The following is an 18989-nucleotide window of genomic DNA, read 5'->3' as shown; positions in this document are numbered from 1 at the left end:
TGCTCTCCCTCATCGCAGCAGGTAGGGGATGTTGATGGTGACCGCGTCCACGGGGCACCGCGCGGCGCAAGGCCCGCAGTACCAGCACTCGTCCACATGCATGTACGCCTTGCCGGTCTCGTCGCTGATCGCGAGCGAGTCCAGCGGGCAGGCCTCGACGCAGAGCGTGCAGCCGTCGATGCAGAGCGCCTCGTCGATGGTCACCGGGACCTCGACCCGCTGGGTGATCAGGGCCATCGTCACTCCTTGTCCGTGGCGCGGTTCAGGTGCCCGCGCATGGTCAGCCGGTCGCCCCTGAAGCGGATGAACTCCAGGTCGACCGGTCGGCTGTCGGCCAGGTGGGTGAGCCGTTCGACCATGAGCAGCGCGGCGCCGGGCGGCGCGTCGAGCACGGCCGCGGTGTGCGCGTCGGCGTTGACCGCCTCCAGGGTGAGCTCCGCCGTGCCGAGCGGCTTGCCCGTGATGCTCTCCAGCAGCACGAAGATGTCGTTGTGCTCCAGGTCGGCGTCGAACAGCGGCTCTCCGACGTCCCGCACCAGGTAGGTCAGGTCCAGCGAGAGCGGCAGGCCGTTGAGGCGGCGCAGCCGTTCGAGGTAGACGACCTGCTCGCCGGCGGGCAGGTCGAGCCGGTGACTGACCGCCCTGGGCGGCTCCATCAGGGTCATGGTCCTGACCTGGTTGGTGACCTCGCCGTGCTCGTGCAGGGTCTCGGCCAGGCCGAGCAGCCGGTGCAGGCCATGGGGGTACTTCTCCCTGGCCACCGTGGTGCCCACGCCCGGACACCGCTCGACCAGGCCCTCCTCGCGCAGCAGCCCGAGCGCCTCGCGCACGGTGTTGCGCGAGGCGCCGAACTCGCGCGCCAGCGCCGCCTCCAGCGGCAACTGGCCGCGCGGGAAGTGCCCGTGGACGATCTGCCTGCGCAGCAGGTCGGCCACCTGCCGGGCATGGTCGGCCCGGCGCCGTGTGGGTCCCACTTGTGCCTCCCGGCGGTCCTCAATCGGCCTCCGACAAGCACAACCTAGCAATCCGGTAGGGAAATAGGGATAACGGTCGGATTGCGCCACCCGCCCATCCCGCCACCCCACCCCCGATCAGCCGTTCCCCCGGCACGCCCCCAAGATCTGCCACCCCTCCACCACCGGGAAAACGCCCAAGCCCCCGCCCCCTCCTGGCCGCGCTCCCCCACCGCCTCACTACGGCACCGACCGGCCGCGCCCTCAGACGGACGGCCGGCCACCGCCTCCAGGCGCCGCGCCAAGCCCACCGCCGGGCAGTCACCGCGAAGCCAGGCGCTCCCCCCGCCCCGGCTCTCCGGTGCCGTCACCCCGGCGCCGCCGTCCTACGGCGTCATCCCGACGCCGCCATCCCCCGCGTCGGCGTCCGGCGGAGCGTCGGGGGCGACTCCCAGCACTCGCCCTCTCGAACCGCGCGTGCCAGGGAGCCCGTCCCGGCCCCCGCGCTCGGCCCATCGGTGGGCGGTGAGGCTCGCCGGGCCGCAGCCGTACCACCGACGGGCCGAGCGCCCAGGACACCCGGCCGGTCGCGAATCGCGGTCAGGCCGCGCGCAGCGGGCGGAGGGCGCCGCCCCAGGCGAGGACCTGGTCGAGCAGGACGCCGAGCTTGTCCTCGTGCACGGCGGCGGGCTTGAACGCGGTCATGTTCTCGAAGTCCGTGAAGATCGAGAGCGCGACCTGCTGCTGCACGGTGGCCACGCCGACATTGGACAGGACGTCGCGCAGGTGCCCGACGGCCTGGACCGCGCCGCCCACTCCGCAACCCACGAAACCGGCCGCCTTGTTGGTCCACTCCGCGTACAGGAAGTCGACGGCGTTCTTCAGCGAGCCCGGGATCGAGTGGTTGTACTCGGGCGTCACGAAGACGAACGCGTCGAAGGACGCGATCTTCGCCGCCCACCGCCTGGTGTGCTCGTGCGCGTAGTTCCCCGCGGCGGGGTGCTGCGGCTCGTCCAGGTTGCCCAGGGCGTAGTCCTTCAGATCCACCAGTTCGTACTCGGCGTCGCCGCGCTTGACCGCCAGATCGTGGACCCACTGCGCGACCGCCTCGGCGTTGCGGCCGGGACGGGTGCTGCCCACGATGATGCCAACCTTGATCATGTCAATCGGTCCTTTCAGAAGGTCAGGGAATGCCTGACCCACAGTAGGAGCCGGGGTTGAGATATCCAATGCTCGAAACACTACTTTTTATACGCGAGAGTCTCCTGACATAGACTGTGGGCATGGATGTGCTGAGCGACGTCGTCGCCCTCATGCGTACCGGCCGCCCGACCTCCGTGCGCATCTCCTGGCGGGCCCCGTGGGGTAAGGAGTTCCCGAAGGCGCCCGGGTCCGCCGGATTCCAGATAGTGCTGCGCGGGTCCTGCTGGCTCATCCCACCTGACGGCGAGCCCATGCCGCTGAGCGTGGGCGACGTGGTCTTCTTCCCGCACGGCGACGGGTACGGCCTGGCCGACAGTCCCGGTACGCCGCTCGCCGCGCCGGTCTGCGACCCGTACCTGGAGTCCGAGCTGTTCGCCTCGACCGTCGAGGGCGGCGACGGGGCCGAGACGGTCACCCTCTGCTGCGGCTACCAGCTCGACCCCACCAGGACTCACCCGATCCTGAACGCGCTGCCCGACGTGATCCACCTGCCGACGACGCTCGGCCACCACCCCGAGCTCCGGGCCGCCGTCGAACTGCTCGCCGGCGAGATCGACAACCCCCGGCCGGGCGCCGACACCGTCGTCACGTCCCTGCTCGACGTCCTCCAGCTCTACATCCTGCGGGCCTGGTTCGACCTGCAGTCCGACGCGTGCAGGGAGTCAGGCTGGGCCGCCGCGCTGGCCGACCCGGCCATCGGCCGCGCGCTGGACGCCATCCACCGCGCCCCCGCCCACCACTGGACGGTCGAGTCGCTCGGCGCCCACGCCGGGCTCTCGCGCGCCGGCTTCGCCCGCCGCTTCACCACCCTCGTCGGGCAGCCGCCGCTGGCGTACCTCACGTGGTGGCGCCTGGCCACGGCGGCCCGCATCCTGCGCGAGTCCGACGTCTCGGTGGCGGAGGTGGCGCAGCGGGTCGGGTACGGGTCGGAGTTCGCGTTCGGGAACGCGTTCAAGCGGCAGTACGGGTTGGCGCCCGGTAAATACCGCCGCCAGGTGTGCGAGGAGGCGCGGACGGCCTCGTGAGATTCGGGGGGTGGCTGGGGCAGATGGGGATCAGCTACCCCACAATGGAGCAATGGCATACCCTCCGCAACCTCCCCCGCCCCAGCCCCAGCCGGAAGGCCCGTGGGGCGCGCAAGGAGCGCCGCAGGGGTACGGCCCGCAGCAGCAGCACTACGGCCCGCCGCCCGGCCAAGCCGGCCCGCCGCAGCCCGGCCACGGTCAGGGCCAACCGGGATACGGCCACCCTGCTCCACCCGGGCACGGCGCCCCCGGACCTGTATACGGCCCACCCCCTGGACAGAGTCCCCCCACCTCCGGATACGGCCCCTCTTCCGGGCAAGGAGCTCCTCCATCCGGATACGGACCCCCTCCCGGGCAGGGGTCCCCTCCGCCCGAATACGACCCGTCGAGCGGACAAGGGTCCCCTCCGCCCGGATACGGCCGTCCCCCCGGGCAAGGAGCTCCTCCATCCGGATACGGACCCCCTCCCGGGCAGGAGTCTCCTCCGCCCGGATACCGCCCGTCGAGCGGACAAGGGTCCCCTCCGCCCGGATACGGCCGTCCCCCCGGGCAAGGAGCTCCTCCATCCGGATACGGCCCGGCCCCCGGGCAAGGGTCGCCGGAGCCCGGATACGGGTCGCCCCTTGGACAGGGCTCCCCTCTGCCCGGATACGGGCCCCCTCCCGGGCAAGGAGCCCCGCCGCCCGGGTACGGCCCGCCGAGCGGGCAGGGCGGCTACGGGCAGGGGCAGCCGCCGGGATCGGGCGCTCCGCCGTACGGCAACCCGACCGGCCCCCAAGGCACGCTGCTGCTCCCCGCCCCAGGCCCCATCCCTGGCCCGCCTCCAGCCCCTGCCCCGCCGCGGAAGAGCACCAACGCCCTGGTCATCGGCCTGGTCGTGGGCGTGGTCTCGGTCCTCCTGATCGGCGGCGGCGTCGTCGCGTTCCTCTACGTGCGCGACTCCGGCCGGCAACCGCCCGTCGCGCTGCCGACCGCCGACCCGGTCCCCACGGCCACGACGGCACCGCCGTCCGACCCGCCGTCCACCACCCCGTCGGACCCACCCGCCTCCGAACCCGCCGAGCCCACCCCGGCCCCCAGCGACACCAGGTCCGCCACCTCGAAGCGTGTGGATCCGGGCTCGCCGCTCACCGACGACGAGTTCGAGGACTGGGACTTCAAGCTGGGAGACGTGGAGCTCCAGGCCAAGAAGGTCGCCGGCTGGACGTACGACAGCTGCGACCCGGTGGACGGCCAGGGCGTGCTGGCCAGGAACAACTGCCGCAACGCCGTCCAGCTCGCGTACTCGGCGTACGGCGGGCACATCAAGGCGGTCCAGCTCGTGCTGTCCTTCCCCAGCGAGGGCGCCGCCAAGACGACGGCCACGCGCCTGGCGTCGCTCACCTCGGACGCGGTCAAGTGGCACACGGACAAGACGCACAAGAGCTACGCCTACGGCAAGATGCGCTCGGGCGCGTCCAAGAAGTACGTGGTCATCACGGTCCTCACCGCGGACAAGGCCGCCAAGCCCATGGCCACCTACTACCACCAGTATCTGCAGAGCGACATCGCGAACTACTTCCTCTTCCGCGACCTGACCATCACCAGCTGACGGGAGCAGCGCTAGGTCCGCTAGTCATGCTAGCGTTCCGGGTATGTCGATAGCCGCCCGCCGAGCACGCGAACGCGCGCAGCGCCACCAGCTGATCATCACCGCCGCCCGCGAACTGGCCGAGTCCGAGGGCTGGGACGCCGTGACGACCCGGCGACTGTCGGAACGCGTCGAATACAGCCAGCCGGTGCTCTACAGCCACTTCAAGGGCAAGGACGCCATCGTGCGGGAGGTGGCGATCGAGGGGTTCGTGGAGCTGACGGGCCGGCTCCGGGCGGCGCGGACGGCGGGCGGCGATCCCCAGGCGGCGCTGCGCCGGGTGGCGACGGCCTACCTCGACTTCGCCCGCACCCACCGCGCCCTGTACGAGGCCATGTTCGTCATGCCCGTCGCCATCCCCTTCGCCACCGAGGAGACGCCGGAGGAGCTGCGGGCGGCGTTCGGCGAGTTCGTGCTCGCGCTGGAGCCGGTGGCCGGTGAGCACCATCCCGGCGTCTTCGCCGAGGTGGTGTGGGCCGCCCTGCACGGCCTGGCCACCCTGGCCCACGACCGGCGGATCCCGGCCGAGCACCAGGAGGTCAGGATCGACCTGCTCATCGACCACCTCACCCGGCCCGCCTGACCCCGTAGGCGTTCGCCCTCACCCGGCCCGCCTGACCCCGCGCCAAGCCAGCAGCCCCACACGCCGCCGCCCTCACCTGGCCCGCCTGATCCCGCGCTAAGCCAGCAGCCCCAGCCGCCGCCCGGCCGCGGCCGCCTGCGTGCGGGTGGAGACCTCCAGCTTGCCCAGGATGTTGGACACGTGCACGCTGACCGTCTTCTGCGCGATGAACAGCCGTTCCGCGATCTCCCGGTTGGTCATGCCCTCGGCGACCAGCCGCAGCACCTCCGCCTCCCGGGCCGTCAGCCCGCCGTCGCCCTGGCCGCCGCCGTGCCCGCCGGCAGGCCCGAACCGGGCCCGCCGCCCGAACTCCAGCAGCGCGCCGGCCAGCGGCGCGGCCCGCAGCCGCTCCGCCGTCTCCCACGCCAGGGCCCACTCCGCCTGCGCGCCCTCCCGGTCGCCGGCCGCCAGCAGCGCCTCGGCCAGCCGCCAGCGGGCCCGCGCCACCTCGTAGACGAACCCGAAGTCGAACGCCTTCACGACCTGGCGCCACAGCTCCACGTCGAGCCGCCCGTGCACGCGATGCCACTCGGCCTCCACCCGCGCCGCCCAGGCCAGCCCCTCGGGCCCCACGTGGCCGGGCTCGCCGGTGGGCCCGGAGTCGACGGCGAGGCGGGCGCGGGCGCGCAGCTCGTCGGCGCCCTCGGTGGTGCCGAGCTCGGCCAGCGCCCACAGCCCGATGGCGGCCACCCGCAGCACCCACGCGTAGCCATCGACCATCGGCGTCATGACCGCCCGCACGTGGTCGAGCGCCGTCGCGGGGTCGCCGTTCCAGAGCGCGTGCTCGGCGGCCAGGCCCCGGGAGATGTACGCGGGCAACTCCTCGTGCCAGAACGGCCGCACCCAGCTCAGCCGCGCCTCGACCGCGGGCAGACCCCGCGCCACCTCGACGAACAGCGCGAACGACGACAGGGTCGCCTCCGGCAGCGTGCCCACCCGAGCGCCGAAGCCGGACGCGACCGCCTCGGCCTGGTCCCACTCGCCGGCCACGTAGTGGATCAGGAACCGCAGGAAGCGCAGGTCGGTGCCGTAGGTGCTCCACTTGAGCCCGGTCTCGGAGGCCATGCGGACGCCGGCGTCGGCCACCTCGGCGGCCTTGACCAGCAGGCCCTGCTCGTAGTGGATGCGGGCGTGCTGAAAATGGGCGCGCAGGTCCATCGCCAGGTCGCCGGAGCCCTCGGCGGAGGCGCTCTCGACCAGCTCGTGGGCCCTGTCCACGTCGCCCTGGTGCTCCACGTAGACGGCCAGCGTGAGCAGGGCGCCCACCTCGGCGTCCCGGGTGCCGGACGCGCGCGCGGTCTCCAGCGCCCGCGCGGTCAGGGTCTCGATGTCGCGGTGGCGCGAGCTCCACAGCAGGGTGCGGGCGTGCGTGGCCAGGGCGCGGGCGAGCGCGGGCTGATCCTCGGCGCTCTCCACCGCGCGCTCCGCCGCCGCGATGGCGCCCGGCTGGTCGTCGGCTTCGTAGAGGTAGTAGGCCAGGCGTTCGCTGACCTCGGACGTCGGCGGCAGGGCCTTGAGCTGGATGATCGCGCGATGGTTGTCGCCGCTGTCGGCCGCCGACACGGCGCTGCGCAGCGCCAGCGCGAACCGGCTCTCCCCGGCCAGCTCCGCCGCGCCCTCGACCCGGTCCCACAGGCCGAGCACCTGGTCGTAGTGGCTGTGCGCCTCGGCGGGGGCCCCGAGCCGCTCGGCCAGGCGCCCCGCCTCGGCGGAGGCCGCCAGCGCCCCGGCCAGGTCGTGGCTGGCCAGATGGTGGTGGGCCAGCTCGGCCGGTGAGGTCAGCAGCTTGGCGAAGGCGGCGTGCAGCCGCGTGCGCTCGCCGGGCAGCAGATCGGTGTAGACCGCCTCCTGCAGCAGGGCGTGGCGGAAGGTGTAGCCGTAGCCGTCGACCCTGAGCAGCCCGCGCGAGACGATCTCCCTGACCGCCTCCTCGAACTCCGCCAGCGGCAGCCCCGACACCTCCCGCAGCAGCTCGTCCTCCACCCGCCGGCCCGCCACGGCGGCGGCCCGCAGCACCCGCTGCCCGGCCTCCGACAGCAGCTCGACCCTGGTCATCAGCAGGCTGGCCAGCCCGTCGGGCAGGCTGTCGCCCTCGGCCATCGCCGCGAACAGCTCCTCGGCGTAGAACGGGTTGCCGTCGGCGCGGGCCACGATGAGGCCGAGCTCCTGAGCGCCCACCTCACCCATAGTGGCGACATAGTCGGACATGTCGCCGGAGCCCAGCGGCCCCAGCTCGACGCCCATCACCGTGGGCAGCCGCCGCAGCTCGGCCAGCACGGAGCGGAGCGGGTGGCGGCGGTGGAGGTCGTCGGTGCGGTAGGTGCCGACCACGCAGACCCGCTCGCTCTGCACCATGCGGCTGAGGAAGACCAGCAGGTCGCGGGTGGACCGGTCAGCCCAGTGCAGGTCCTCGATCACGAACAGCACCGGCTGCACGTCGGCCAGCAGCCCCAGCAGTGAGCCGAACAGCCGCTGCTGGGTCAGCCCCGCCGACGGGGCGCTCTCGACGCCCGGCAGCAGCTGGCCCAGCATGGGATGGGCGGCGGCGGCCTCGCGCACGGCCGGCTCGGCGCCGCGCAGCGCGTCGGCCAGCGGCAGGTAGGGCAGCGCGTCGCCCAGCTCCGCGCACTGGCCGACCAGCACGTGGAAACCGCGCTCGCGGGCCTCGGACACCAGCTCCGAGATCAGCCGGGTCTTGCCGATGCCCGCGTCTCCGCCGACGAGCGCCACCCCGGCCGTGCCCTCGGCTGCCGACTGCAGCACCCGCACAAGTCCGGACAACTCTGCAGAGCGCCCGACGAGAAGACCGTTCACGCCAGAAACTATGCCACGCTGCGCCGACAACTTTATTGGTCCAGGAAACTCAAGCAAGATTGGCCCTCATCGACATACCAAAGGCATTTTACGCTGCTGTTTCGTGATTCAGCCAACGACTTTCGTCCTCTTCGTCACGGCCTCGCTCGCCCTGGTGCTCATCCCGGGCCCGAACCACCTCTACATCACCGCGAGGGGCCTCGCCCAGGGCAGGGCGGCGGGCCTGGCCAGCGCGTTCGGCGTGGAGGCCGGCACGCTCGTGCACATCGCGGCCGCCGCCGCGGGCCTGTCGTACGTGATCGCGCAGTCGGCGACGCTCTTCGCGGTCGTCAAGTGGGCCGGCGTCGCGTACCTCGTCTATCTCGGCGTCCGCGCCTTCACCGGCAAGGAGACTCAGGGCGTGGCGCCGCCGCCCCAGCCGCTGCGCAAGGTCTTCCTCGAAGGCGTGCTGGTCAACGTGCTGAACCCCAAGGTGGCGCTGTTCTTCCTGGCGTTCCTGCCGCACTTCGTGCGCCCGGAGGCGGGCTCGCCCGCGCTCCAGGTGGTGGTGTTCGGACTGACGCTGCTGCTCCTGGGGCTGATCTCCGACATCGTGTACGCCTGCACCGCCGGCGCCCTCGGCACCCGGCTCACCGCTCGGGCCAGGACCCTCCGGTACGTCAGCGGCTTCGTCTACCTGGGACTGGGAGTGGCCACGGCGTTCGCCGGGAGAAAATGACCTTATGGCCCCGAGGAAGCAGCAGGAGATCTTCGATGCGACGTTGCGGCTGGTGGCCGAGAAGGGCTACGACGGACTGACCGTCGAGGGGGTCGCCGAGCACTCGGGCGTCAACAAGACGACGATCTACCGCTGGTGGCCGTCCAAGGCCGCGCTGCTGGGGGCGGCGCTGGTGGAGGCCGACGCGCTGGGGTTCGAGGCGCCGGACACGGGAAGCCTGCGCGGTGACCTGGTCGCGCTGGTCGAGGGGGTGCGGCGGCTGCTCACCGAGCCGCCGTCCAGCGAGATCGCCGTCGCCGCGCTGGCCGCCGCCGTCCGCCACCCCGAGCTGGACGCCCGCCGCTTCTTCGCCGACCGCTTCGCGCGGGAGCGGGAGATCTTCGAGCGGGCGGTACGGCGGGGCGAGCTGAAGGAGTCGGTGGACCCGATGCTGATCGTCGACCTGCTGGCCGGGGCCGTGTGGATGCGGGCGGTCTTCCGCGGCCTGCCGGTCGCCGACGACTTCCCCGCCGCGGCGGTCTCGGCCCTGCTCGACGGGCCGGCGACGGCTCCCCGGCGGCCGGGCCGCCTCACGAAGTGAGGCCGTGAACGCCGGCTTCGGAGAGGGCCGCGGGGATGCGGTCCAGCACGGGGTGGGGCACCAGCCCGTACGCGTAGAAGTCCACGGCGAGCGCGCCCGCGGCCTTCGCGCCCCGGGCCTTGGCCACCAGCCGGTCGGTCGAGTCGCTGTCCGGGTAGCCGGGCCGCAGCACCGCCCGCACCTCCCGGTCCTTGCCCACGGACCGCAGGTAGGCGCCCACGTCGTCGGCCACCCGAGCCGCGTCCCGCGCGTACGCGAGCACGCCGAAGGCCGGGACGAGGTCGCCCAGCGCCACCAGATCGACCCCGAGCTGCCAGGCGTCGTGCGCCGCGAGCCCGGGCGTGGGCAGCCCGTCCCGGTAGCCCTTGACCGCGCCGGTCGAGTCGATGAACACCAGCTTGGAGCCCTCGTCGGCCACCGCCGAGGCCACCTCGGACACCAGCGTGGTGACGGTCTCGGACCGGGCCCGCGCGTAGGCCACGACGTCGGGCCCCGCGTACGCCGTGAGCGCGGCCCGGGTCACCTCCCCCTGCGCGGGCGGGTCGCCGTCGAACACGCCGCCCACGATCCTGGCGCACTCGTCGCGCGCCACCTCGGCGTTCACGCCCAGGTCGGTGGCGCGGCGCATGCAGTAGTCGCAGAAGCAGAGCCCGAACAGGTAGGCGTCCATCGGCCCCAGCGGCACGAACGAGCGCTGCGGCTTGAGCGGCCTGAAGTGCAGCGACTCCGCCACCACGCTGTCGACCCCGAGCCTGGCCACCGCCCTGGCCAGCGCGACCGCGTATTCGCGCACGTCGGGGTGGCCGGGGCACAGGTCGGTGAGCGAGCCTCGGTCGCCGAAGCAGTCGCGTACGGTCACGTCCGGATGCTTGGTGCCGAGCGTGGCGTTGCGCAGGAAGACCGTCCATCCGTGGAGCTTCATGGACCGCTTCGCACAGGCCTCGCGAAGCCCGTCGAGGGCGTTCAGATAGCCGGGCACGGGAGAAAGGCGGAGCCCGGCGAACAGATCGGGCGGCGGGGGGAAGTGCGCCCCGTCGTGGCGGATGGTCAGCCGGGACAGTCCGTGCGGGGTGACGTCGCGGGAGGCGTGGTGGACGGCGCCGACGGTGATGCCGCTCACGCCGTACGCGCTGATCCTGTCGAGCACCCGCTCGACGCCCTCGCCGCGCAGGTCCTCGACGAAGACGTACACCGAACTGTCCACAAGCAGACCTTAAGCGCTCTTGTGAGCGACGAAGTCGATCTCCACCAGGATGCCCAGCAGCTGGGATCCGACGGTGGTGCGCACGGGGAACGGCTGGTTGAAATAGGACTTGTAGACCTCGTTGTAGGCGGCGAAGTCGCGTTCGACGTGCTGCAGGTGGACCGTGGACTTGATCACGTCGTCGAAGCCGAGGCCGTGGGCGGCCAGGATGGCGCCGAGGTTGCGCATGACCTGGTGCGTCTGGGTGGCCACGTCGTCGCCGACGATCTCACCGGTATGCGGGTCGAGCGGGCCCATGCCGGAGGTGTAGACGAAGTCCCCCACCACCAGGCCCTGCGAGTAGGCGCCGATCGGGGCGGCGCCTTCGGTGGTCCTGAGCTCCTTTTTCACCGCGTCTCCCTAGAAATTGGTGGTTATCTGGCCAACGACACGGTAGTCCTGGTCCACCAGGGGCAGCACGCGCCACTTGTCGAACGCGGTGCAGGGATGGGAGATGCCGAAGGCCAGCAGGTCACCGGGCTTGAGCCCGTCGGCGCGCACGACGGTGTGCTGGTCCTGCATCTTCACGATCGTGACGCCGTCGCGGCGCGGGATGGGCAGACCCTCGTCGTAGGGCGCGTCCCGCTTGCCCATGCCCACGACCGCCAGCCCTGGCTCGGGCGTGGACAGCACGTGCGCCCAGACCTCCAGCGCCGGGCGCAGCTCCCCGTCGATGCGGTTGAACGGGGTGCGCTCGCGGTAGTAGCCGTCGTCGTGGGTGACGTACGCGCCGCTGCGCAGCAGGATCCTGGCCTGGGTGGTGACGAGCTCGCGTCCGATCACGTCGAACCACTGGCTGCCGCCGACGGTCAGGATGGGGTTCTTGAGGCGGACGTGCTCGACGGCCTCCTGCAACAAGTCCAGATATTTCCGGACATCGGCGGCGGTCTTCAGCGCGCCCTCGTAGCCGGCGACCCCGGCCAGCTCGACGCCCGCGACCCCCTGCACGTACGACACCAGGCTCAGCAACCGGTCCAGTGACCGGCACCCGGCTCGTCCGCCTTCGTGCCCCAGCTCCACCAGCACCCGGAACGGCCGGGACGCGGCATGCCGAGCGAGAATGTCCACCCCGGCCTCGGAGTCCACGAAGCTCAGGAGCTCGAACGCGGGATCCCGCTCCAGCTCGCCCGCCGCCCAGTCGAGCCCCGCCGGGTCCACGACCTGGTTGGCCACCAGGATCCGGCCCACCCCGAACCCGCGGACCACCCGCGCCTGGCGCGGCGTCGCGACGGTGAGCCCCCAGGCGCCCGCTTCGAGCTGAAGCGCGGCGATCTCAGCGGACATGTGCGTCTTGGCGTGCGGTGCCAGCTCCATGCCGTGATCGCGGACGAAGGCCGCCATCGTCTCGACGTTGTGCTCCAGCGCGTCCCGGTGCACGACCATGAGGGGGAGTTCGAGACCACCCGCGAAGACCTGCTGCCCGAGCACAACGCCCCTTTCTCCGCGTCCGACCTTATCTCAGACCTTCGCCGCAATCATGGACGAAGCGCGCGTCCCGGAGTGGCGCCGGTCAGCTCTCCCCCGGCCAGCACGCGTACCCCCGACACGAGCACGTCGTCCACCCCGGCCGCGAGCGTGCGCGGCGATTCGTAGGTCGCCCGGTCGCCCACCGCCGCCGGGTCGAACACCACCACGTCGGCCGCGAACCCGCTCCGCACCAGCCCCCGGTCCGCCAGCCCGAAGCGCCTGGCCGGGTGGGAGGCCAGGTGCACGACGGCCTGCTCCCACGTCCAGTCGCCCAGCTCGCGCACGTGCCGGCCGAGGAACCTGGCGAACGCCCCGAACCCCCGCGGATGCGGATGACCGCCCACGTAGATGCCGTCGGAGCCGCCGGTGTGCGAGGAGTGCCGGAGCATCCTGCGTACCGACTCCTCCCCTTCGGGGCCCTCGTCGGGACGGGCGGACACGACGCCCGCCTCCAGCCGCGTCTCCGTCAGGAGGCGGCGGCAGAACTCGGCGGGCGCCGACCCGTCCCGTTCGGCCGCCGCCACGATGGTCAGGCCCTCGGCCCACTCCATCCCCGGGGCGTGCGAGACCGTCAGCCGCGGCCAGACGGCGTCGAGCGTCGGCCACCAGTCGTCCAGCTCGTCGGACGCGATCATCTCCAGCGCCCGGTCGGTCTCGGCGCCCGGCACGGAGCCGGGCAGCACGACCATGGCCAGGATCGTGTTGCCGCGCAGGTAGGGGTAGGTGTCGAAGGTGAGGTCGACGCCCTTGCCGAGCGCCTCCTCGACCAGCGGGAGCAGCACGTCGGCCGGGCCGTGCAGGTGGGAGACGTGCACGGCGGCGCCGGAGCGCTCGGCGATGTCCATGACCTCGGTCATGCCCACGCCGGCCCGAGCGCCGTACGCGCGCATGTGGGTGACGTACGGGAGGCCGCCGAGCGGGGCGCACAGCGCGGCCAGCTCCTCGGCGGTGGCGTAGCGGCCTGGGAGGTATTCGAGGCCGGTCGACAGGCCCACCGCCCCCTCCGACAGGCCCCGCTCGACGTGCCGCAGCATGGCCGCCAGGTGGTCGCGTGAAGGCGGCTCGGGCGCGGGCCCCATGACGTCGTAGCGGATGGTGCCGTGCGGGAGGAGGTACGCGGTGTTCAGCGCCACGGCGCGGTCGTAGCCGCCGAGCAGCTCGCCGACGGTCAGCGGCCCGTCCGCGGCGAGCGGGCCGGTGCCGTCGGCCCGGCCGTTGGCGGCGAGCGGGCCGTTGACGGCGGCGAAGTAGCGGGAGGCGTAGGCGACGGTGGCGGCCGAGCCGGGGGCGAAGGACAGGCCGTCCTGCCCCAGCACGAACGTGGTCACCCCCTGCCGGAGCGCCGCCCGCTGGACCGCCGGGTCGAACACGGCCGCGTCGCCGTGCGCGTGACAGTCGACGAAGCCGGGCGCGACGAACCGCCCCGTCGCGTCGATCACGGTCTCCGCCTCGGCGCCGCCCAGCCTCCCGATCGCCGCGATCCTGCCGCCCGCGACCGCGACGTCCGCCCGGTACGGCGGGGCGCCCGTCCCGTCGAGCACCCGGCCGCCGTTGATGACTACGTCGAACCTCACCCCAAGATTCAATCAGAGCCGCGCGAATACGCCGGAGGGCATTGCACGGACTTGTCGATCGGCCGGGCGGCCAGCACGGCGCGGGCCCGGGCCCGGTCGAGGTTCCAGCCGTTCCAGGGGTCGGGGCGGGACAGGCCGTTGGCCGCGACCACGTCGGCCAGCACGCAGCTGCGCTGCGGCTCCGGCAGCTTGTCCAGCGCGGGTACGGCTTCCGCGCCGAGGTCGCCCAGGTAGTCGGAGTCCAGCTTGGTCACGCCGCGCACCTCGACCTGCGTGTGGGCGACCTGGAGGTCGGGGTTCACGATGGCGAACGCGCCCAGGCCCAGCCCGGTGACCAGCACGACCGTACGCGGCAGCCAGCCGGAGCCGCGGCCCAGGAGCCGGGCCGCCCCCGCCAGCAGCACCAGCGCGAACAGCGTGCCCAGCCACCACACCGTGGCCTGCACGGACAGGCGCAGCCTGGACAGGCCGTACGCCTCGGTGTAGAGGTTCATGCGGTGCAGGGCGGAGGCCAGCACCACCATGGTCAGCCCGCACAGCACGCCGAGCAGCACGGCCAGCAGCCAGCGTTCGCGCCGCTCGACCTTGAGCATCCCGCCGGCGACCGCCACGATGCCCAGCACGAACACGCTGACCACCACGAGCTGGAAGAACCCCTGCCTGGCGTACTCGGCATAGGTGAGCCCGGCCGTCCTCAGCACCCAGGTGTTGCCGCCGAACAGCGCCGTGATCTGCACCGCCACGAACGAGGCGAACAGCAGGTTCACCGCCGTGAGAGGCACGATCCAGACACTCCTGCTCACACTGAACTTCGGCTCCGGCCCCACGGGGTCGACCACCGGCCTGAGCGCGACCAGCACCACGGCGGCCAGCACCACGGCGAACAGCGCGAACAGGAAGATCCGCACCGGCGCCGACTCCGCCCAGTCCGGCGCGGTCGTCAGCCGTTCCAGGAAAGAGGCGAACACCGCGTCCGCCGAGGCGAACAGCAGCCCGAACACCAGCAGCAGCACCGCCGTGATGCCCAGCGCGGCCAGCATCGGCATGACGCGCCGCCGGGCGGACAGCTTCTTCAGCGGCTGGGCCAGGAACCACGGCACCGGGCCGAGCGCCAGCAGCACGGACGCGCCGCCCCTGATCACGCCGAGCCACCCGGCCCCGGCCCCCGACACGGCCAGCGCGCCCAGACCGGTCCCTGCCACGAGCAGGATCGCGACCAGCCAGTCGGCGTCGCGCACCGCCGCCATCGAGATCAGGAAGTACGCCGTCAGCCCGAACGCCACCGTCCACGGCGTCATCCGGCGCACCAGGGCGGGCAGCGCCGCCGCGCCCAGAACCATGGCGACCAGCACGATCCCCAGCCCGACCTGCGCCTCGGGCAACGCCACGGCCGCGAACACCCCGGCCCCGGCCGCCGCGGGCAGCAGCCAGCGGGGCGAGTCGGGCAGCTCGGGCCTGGGGAAGAGGGGCGGCGGCACGTAGGGCGGCGGCGGCCCGCCCTGATTCCGGTACGGCGCCGGCCCCTGCGGGCTCCCCGACGCCTGCCCCACCGCCTGGCCCGTAGCCAGGTTCCCCGACGCCTGGCCCGCAGCCGGATATACCGATGCTTGGCCCGTGGCCGGGCTCCCCGACGCCTGGCCCGCGGACGGGCCGCCCATCGCCGGGGACATGGGCCCGCTGGCCGTCGCCTGGGCCGGGTACGGTGCGCCCCAGCTCTGAGCCGCCGGTGGGTGGGCCACCGCCGCCCGGGCCGCCGACTGGTACGCCGCGACCTGCGCCGACTGGTAGGCCGCCACGGCCGCCCGGCGCCCGGACCCGGCCCCCATCCCGGCGCCGACCGCGCCCATGAGCGCGGTGCACATGACGAGCGTGACGAGAGCCATCCCGTCGCTGACGGTCACGCTGACGAGCACGGCGGCGAAGAGGCCGACCAGGAACCCGACCAGCGCACCGACGACCGCGCCCCCGACCATCCTGGCGAGCGCGCTGCCCGGCGACGGCGCCACCGGAACCCCGGAACCCCCCGTGACGACGCCACCACCGGAGGCACCCACGCCCACCCCGAGCCCAGCGCCCCCGCCATCGGCGGACGCGCCCATTCCGGCCGCGAGCCCTGGGGACCCTCCCACGCCTGCCGCCATTCCGGCCGCGAGCCCCGGGGACCCTCCCACGCCGGCCGCCGGCCCAGGTGCGACGAGGGCCCCCGCACCCACCGCCTCCTCACTCTCGACGGCCTCCCGACCGGGCGCGCCGACCGTGGCCATGGCCGCGAGTGCCGCCAGTCCGGCGGCGTCACGCGCCCCATCGTCCGAGCCCGAGCCCGAAGCCGAAGCCGAAGCCGCACCACCCTCCGCCACGTCGGCCGCCGCGACCGCAAGCCCGGCAGCGACATCACCGCCGCCCACCGTGTCACTGTCCACAGCCGAGGCGGCGACCACCAGCTCCCCCTCCACGGCGCGATCGCGGCTCTCGGAACCGGCCGTCGTCGAGGCCGCGACCTCCGGCTGGTGCTCGGCCCCCGTGCCCCCGCCCTCCAACGGCACCTCCGCCATCGTCGTCCTCCCTGGTAAGTCGACCACCATGCGACATCCCGCACAGTCGTCGATGCGAATGGAACCCCCGTGCAGCTCGACGATCTCCTTCACGATGGCCAGCCCCAGCCCGGCGCCCCCGGAGTCGGCCGCCCGCCCGGCGTCGAGCCGGGAGAAGCGCTCGAACACGCGCCCCCTGGCCGCGACCGGGATCCCCGGCCCCTGGTCGGCGACGGCCAGCCGCACCCCGGCCCCCTCCGCCGCGACGGTCACGGTCACCACCCCGTTCGAGGGGCTGTGCCGTACCGCGTTGTCCAAGAGGTTCGCCAGGACCTGCGCGAGCAGGTCGGGGTCGGCGCGCACCACCAGCTCGGCGGCGACCGACGCCCGGATCGCGACGTCCTCGCGGGCCATCGCGCCCTCGCGCACCGCCTGCTCGACCAGCGGCGCCAGTTCGATGGCCTCGGGCTCGATCAGGCGAACGCCCGAGTCCAGCCGCGACAGGTCCAGGAGCTGGGCCACGAGGCGGCCCAGGCGCTCGGTCTGGGCGAGCGCGGTCCGCATGGTGACGGGGTCGGGGGCGGAGACGCCGTCCACGACGTTCTCCAGGACCGCGCGCAGGCCGGTGATGGGGGTGCGGAGCTCGTGGCTGACGTTCGCGATGAGCTCGCGCCGCTGCCGGTCCACCTCGCCGAGGTCGGCGGCCATCGCGTTGAACGCCCTGGCCAGCTCGCCGACCTCGTCGCGCGACGTGGCGGTCACGCGCAGCCCGTACAGTCCCTTGGCGATCGTCTGGGCGGCGCTGGCCATCTGGCGCAGCGGCTTGGTCATCCCCGTCGCCAGCAGCTGCACCATGATCAACGCCAGGACCACGGCGACCGCGATGCGTAACTCGCGGGACAGGCCGGAGTTGAGCCCGACCTCGTTCACCACGAACGCGGTCCCCACGGCCAGCACGATCACGATGCCGAGCTTGACCTTGATGCGGCCGAGGAAGTCGAGCGGCCTCATCGTCGCACCAGGGCGTAGCCGACGCCGTGCACCGTGCGCACCACGTCGGAGCCCAGTTTGCGGCGCAGCGCCCGGACGTGGCTGTCGACGGTCCTGGTCGCCGCCGCCTCCGAGAAGCCCCACACGTCCGACAGCAGCCGGTCCCGCTCGAACACCTGCCCGGGGCGCTCCGCCAGCCTGCGCAGCAGATCGAACTCCGTCCTGGTGAGCTGCGCCTCCGCGCCCCCGACGAACACCCGGCGGGCCGCGGTGTCGATCTCCACCTCGCCGACCCTGATCACCGTGTCCTCGGCCGCGAGCTGGGCCGCCCGCTCGACCCTGCGCAGCAGCGCGTGGATCCTGGCCACGAGCTCGCGCATGCTGAACGGCTTGGCCAGGTAGTCGTCCGCCCCCACGCCGAGCCCGACCAGCACGTCGGTCTCCTCGCCGAGCGCGGTCAGCATGAGCACGGGCACCGGCCTGGCCGCCTGCATCCGGCGGCACACCTCCAACCCGTCGAGCCCCGGCAGCAGCCGGTCGAGGATCACCAGGTCCGGTTCCGCCTTGCCGTACTGGATCAGGGCCTCCTGCCCGTCGCCGGCCACCCTGACGTCGAAGCCCTCGGCGGCCAGCCGGTTCCGTACGGCCAGCGCGATCGTCTGATCGTCCTCGACCACGAGGATGCGTCGCTGCTCTGCCACGTACGAAAGCCTAGAAGCGCCCTGTGCAGAGGACACTCCTAAATTTGTGCACATACAGTGCAGACTTGGCTGGTGAACACAGCCGGATACCTCCGCCGCATCGGCCTGCCCAGCCTGCTCAACGCCCCCACCAGCGCGGAGAACCTGCGGGCGCTCCACGCCGCGCACCTCGAGAAGGTCGCGTACGAGGCGCTGGAGATCTGGCTCGATCGCCCTACCACCGTCGATCCCGTCGAGTCCGCCGAGCGCGTCATCGGAGGGCGCGGCGGCTACTGCTACCACCTCAACGGCGCGTTCTCCGAGCTGATCAGGGCGCTGGGGTACGACGTGACCAGGCACGTCGGCGGGGTCCAGAACCGCGGCGAGGAGCCCGGCATCACCGCCAACCACCTGGTGCTCACCGTGCGCGGCCTGCCGTCGCCGGACAATCCGGGCGGTGAGTGGCTGGTCGACCTCGGGCTCGGGGACGGCTTCCACGAGCCGCTGCCGCTGGTCGAGGGCACGTACGAGCAAGGGCCGTTCACGTACGTCCTGCGCCCGTCGGAGGTCGCGCCGGGCGGCTGGCGGTTCGAGCACGATCCGAGCGGCTCGTTCGAGGGCATGGACTTCGGCCCGGCCCCGACGGACATGTCGGCGTTCGTCGATATGCACCGGCATTTGACGACGTCGCCGACGTCCGGGTTCGTGCGCATCGCCACCGTCCAGCGGAGGGACGCGTACGGCGTGGACAGCCTGCGCGGGCTCCTGCTGAAGCGCATCGGCGGCCGGACGCTCTCGGTGACCTTGGACAACGATCGCGACTACTACGCGGCGCTGGCGGACATCTTCCTGCTCCCGCTCACCGACGTGAGCGGGCCGGAGAAGGAGAAGCTCTGGCGCAGACTGTACGAGGCGCATGAGGCCTGGCTGGCCAGTGACGCGACGTGACAGCCTTGCGC

The 18989-nt window shown here is 72.8% G+C and carries 16 protein-coding genes; 6 read left to right on the top strand and 10 right to left on the bottom strand.

Annotated elements, in window-relative coordinates:
- Positions 1 to 9: 9 nt before the first annotated feature.
- The 3 genes from H4W80_RS43135 to H4W80_RS43125 all read right to left on the bottom strand — a co-directional run bounded on the left by H4W80_RS43135 (position 10) and on the right by H4W80_RS43125 (position 2114).
- Positions 10 to 237, bottom strand: coding sequence for a 4Fe-4S dicluster domain-containing protein (locus H4W80_RS43135; RefSeq protein WP_192790340.1), 228 nt, complete (start codon positions 235 to 237; stop codon positions 10 to 12).
- Between the two features lie 2 nt (positions 238 to 239).
- Positions 240 to 974, bottom strand: coding sequence for a GntR family transcriptional regulator (locus H4W80_RS43130; protein WP_318787317.1), 735 nt, complete (start codon positions 972 to 974; stop codon positions 240 to 242).
- 579 nt (positions 975 to 1553) lie between these two features.
- Positions 1554 to 2114: an NADPH-dependent FMN reductase gene (locus tag H4W80_RS43125; protein ID WP_192790338.1), complete on the bottom strand. Its 561-nt coding sequence runs from the start codon at positions 2112 to 2114 to the stop codon at positions 1554 to 1556.
- Positions 2115 to 2236: 122 nt separating this feature from the next.
- On the opposite strand from H4W80_RS43125, the gene H4W80_RS43120 reads away from it, so the two are divergent.
- The 3 genes from H4W80_RS43120 to H4W80_RS43110 all read left to right on the top strand — a co-directional run bounded on the left by H4W80_RS43120 (position 2237) and on the right by H4W80_RS43110 (position 5394).
- A complete protein-coding gene (locus H4W80_RS43120; protein ID WP_192790337.1) occupies positions 2237 to 3181 on the top strand; it encodes an AraC family transcriptional regulator in 945 nt (314 codons plus the stop codon).
- An 877-nt stretch (positions 3182 to 4058) separates the two neighbouring features.
- Complete coding sequence (locus H4W80_RS43115; RefSeq protein ID WP_192790336.1) at positions 4059 to 4772, top strand: hypothetical protein; 714 nt, start codon at positions 4059 to 4061, stop codon at positions 4770 to 4772.
- A 43-nt stretch (positions 4773 to 4815) separates the two neighbouring features.
- Positions 4816 to 5394 carry a TetR/AcrR family transcriptional regulator gene (locus H4W80_RS43110; protein WP_192790335.1) on the top strand — a complete coding sequence of 193 codons (579 nt, stop codon included), beginning with the start codon at positions 4816 to 4818 and terminating at the stop codon, positions 5392 to 5394.
- A 96-nt stretch (positions 5395 to 5490) separates the two neighbouring features.
- Here the strand turns inward: H4W80_RS43110 and H4W80_RS63980 are convergent, their stop codons facing one another.
- Entirely contained in the window at positions 5491 to 8247 is a 2757-nt protein-coding gene (locus H4W80_RS63980; protein ID WP_192790334.1) for an ATP-binding protein, read from the bottom strand.
- Positions 8248 to 8350: 103 nt separating this feature from the next.
- Here H4W80_RS63980 and H4W80_RS43100 point away from each other — a divergent pair, with 103 nt between their 5' ends.
- Both H4W80_RS43100 and H4W80_RS43095 read left to right on the top strand, forming a co-directional pair.
- The gene (locus tag H4W80_RS43100; RefSeq protein WP_192790333.1) at positions 8351 to 8965 is read left to right on the top strand and encodes a LysE family translocator; all 615 of its coding nucleotides are present in this window, start codon (positions 8351 to 8353) and stop codon (positions 8963 to 8965) included.
- Positions 8966 to 8969: 4 nt separating this feature from the next.
- The gene (locus H4W80_RS43095; RefSeq protein WP_192790332.1) at positions 8970 to 9545 is read left to right on the top strand and encodes a TetR/AcrR family transcriptional regulator; all 576 of its coding nucleotides are present in this window, start codon (positions 8970 to 8972) and stop codon (positions 9543 to 9545) included.
- Here the strand turns inward: H4W80_RS43095 and H4W80_RS43090 are convergent.
- The 6 genes from H4W80_RS43090 to H4W80_RS43065 are packed head-to-tail and all read right to left on the bottom strand — an operon-like array spanning position 9535 to position 18051.
- Positions 9535 to 10749, bottom strand: a complete 1215-nt coding sequence (locus H4W80_RS43090; RefSeq protein WP_192790331.1) for a hypothetical protein — start codon at positions 10747 to 10749, stop codon at positions 9535 to 9537. The two genes, H4W80_RS43095 and H4W80_RS43090, sit on opposite strands and share 11 nt — an antisense overlap.
- A gap of 9 nt (positions 10750 to 10758) precedes the next feature.
- Positions 10759 to 11139, bottom strand: coding sequence for a RidA family protein (locus H4W80_RS43085; RefSeq protein WP_192790330.1), 381 nt, complete (start codon positions 11137 to 11139; stop codon positions 10759 to 10761).
- Between the two features lie 9 nt (positions 11140 to 11148).
- Positions 11149 to 12216 (bottom strand): alanine racemase, encoded by a 1068-nt coding sequence (locus tag H4W80_RS43080; protein WP_318787316.1) that lies wholly within the window; start codon positions 12214 to 12216, stop codon positions 11149 to 11151.
- 47 nt (positions 12217 to 12263) lie between these two features.
- Positions 12264 to 13829, bottom strand: coding sequence for an N-acyl-D-amino-acid deacylase family protein (locus H4W80_RS43075; protein WP_192790329.1), 1566 nt, complete (start codon positions 13827 to 13829; stop codon positions 12264 to 12266).
- A gap of 8 nt (positions 13830 to 13837) precedes the next feature.
- Positions 13838 to 17371 (bottom strand): DUF4153 domain-containing protein, encoded by a 3534-nt coding sequence (locus H4W80_RS63050; RefSeq protein WP_192790328.1) that lies wholly within the window; start codon positions 17369 to 17371, stop codon positions 13838 to 13840.
- On the bottom strand, positions 17368 to 18051 hold the full coding sequence (locus H4W80_RS43065) for a response regulator transcription factor (protein WP_318787315.1): 684 nt from the start codon (positions 18049 to 18051) through the stop codon (positions 17368 to 17370). The genes H4W80_RS63050 and H4W80_RS43065 overlap by 4 nt, the downstream gene beginning before the upstream one ends.
- A 72-nt stretch (positions 18052 to 18123) precedes the next feature.
- Here H4W80_RS43065 and H4W80_RS43060 point away from each other — a divergent pair, with 72 nt between their 5' ends.
- Positions 18124 to 18978 carry an arylamine N-acetyltransferase family protein gene (locus H4W80_RS43060; protein ID WP_192790326.1) on the top strand — a complete coding sequence of 285 codons (855 nt, stop codon included), beginning with the start codon at positions 18124 to 18126 and terminating at the stop codon, positions 18976 to 18978.
- Positions 18979 to 18989 lie beyond the last annotated feature (11 nt).

Origin of the sequence: Nonomuraea angiospora (assembly GCF_014873145.1) — a bacterium.
In the GTDB taxonomy this organism is placed as follows: Bacteria; Actinomycetota; Actinomycetes; order Streptosporangiales; family Streptosporangiaceae; genus Nonomuraea; species Nonomuraea angiospora.
This window is presented reverse-complemented; position numbering and strand designations above follow the sequence as displayed.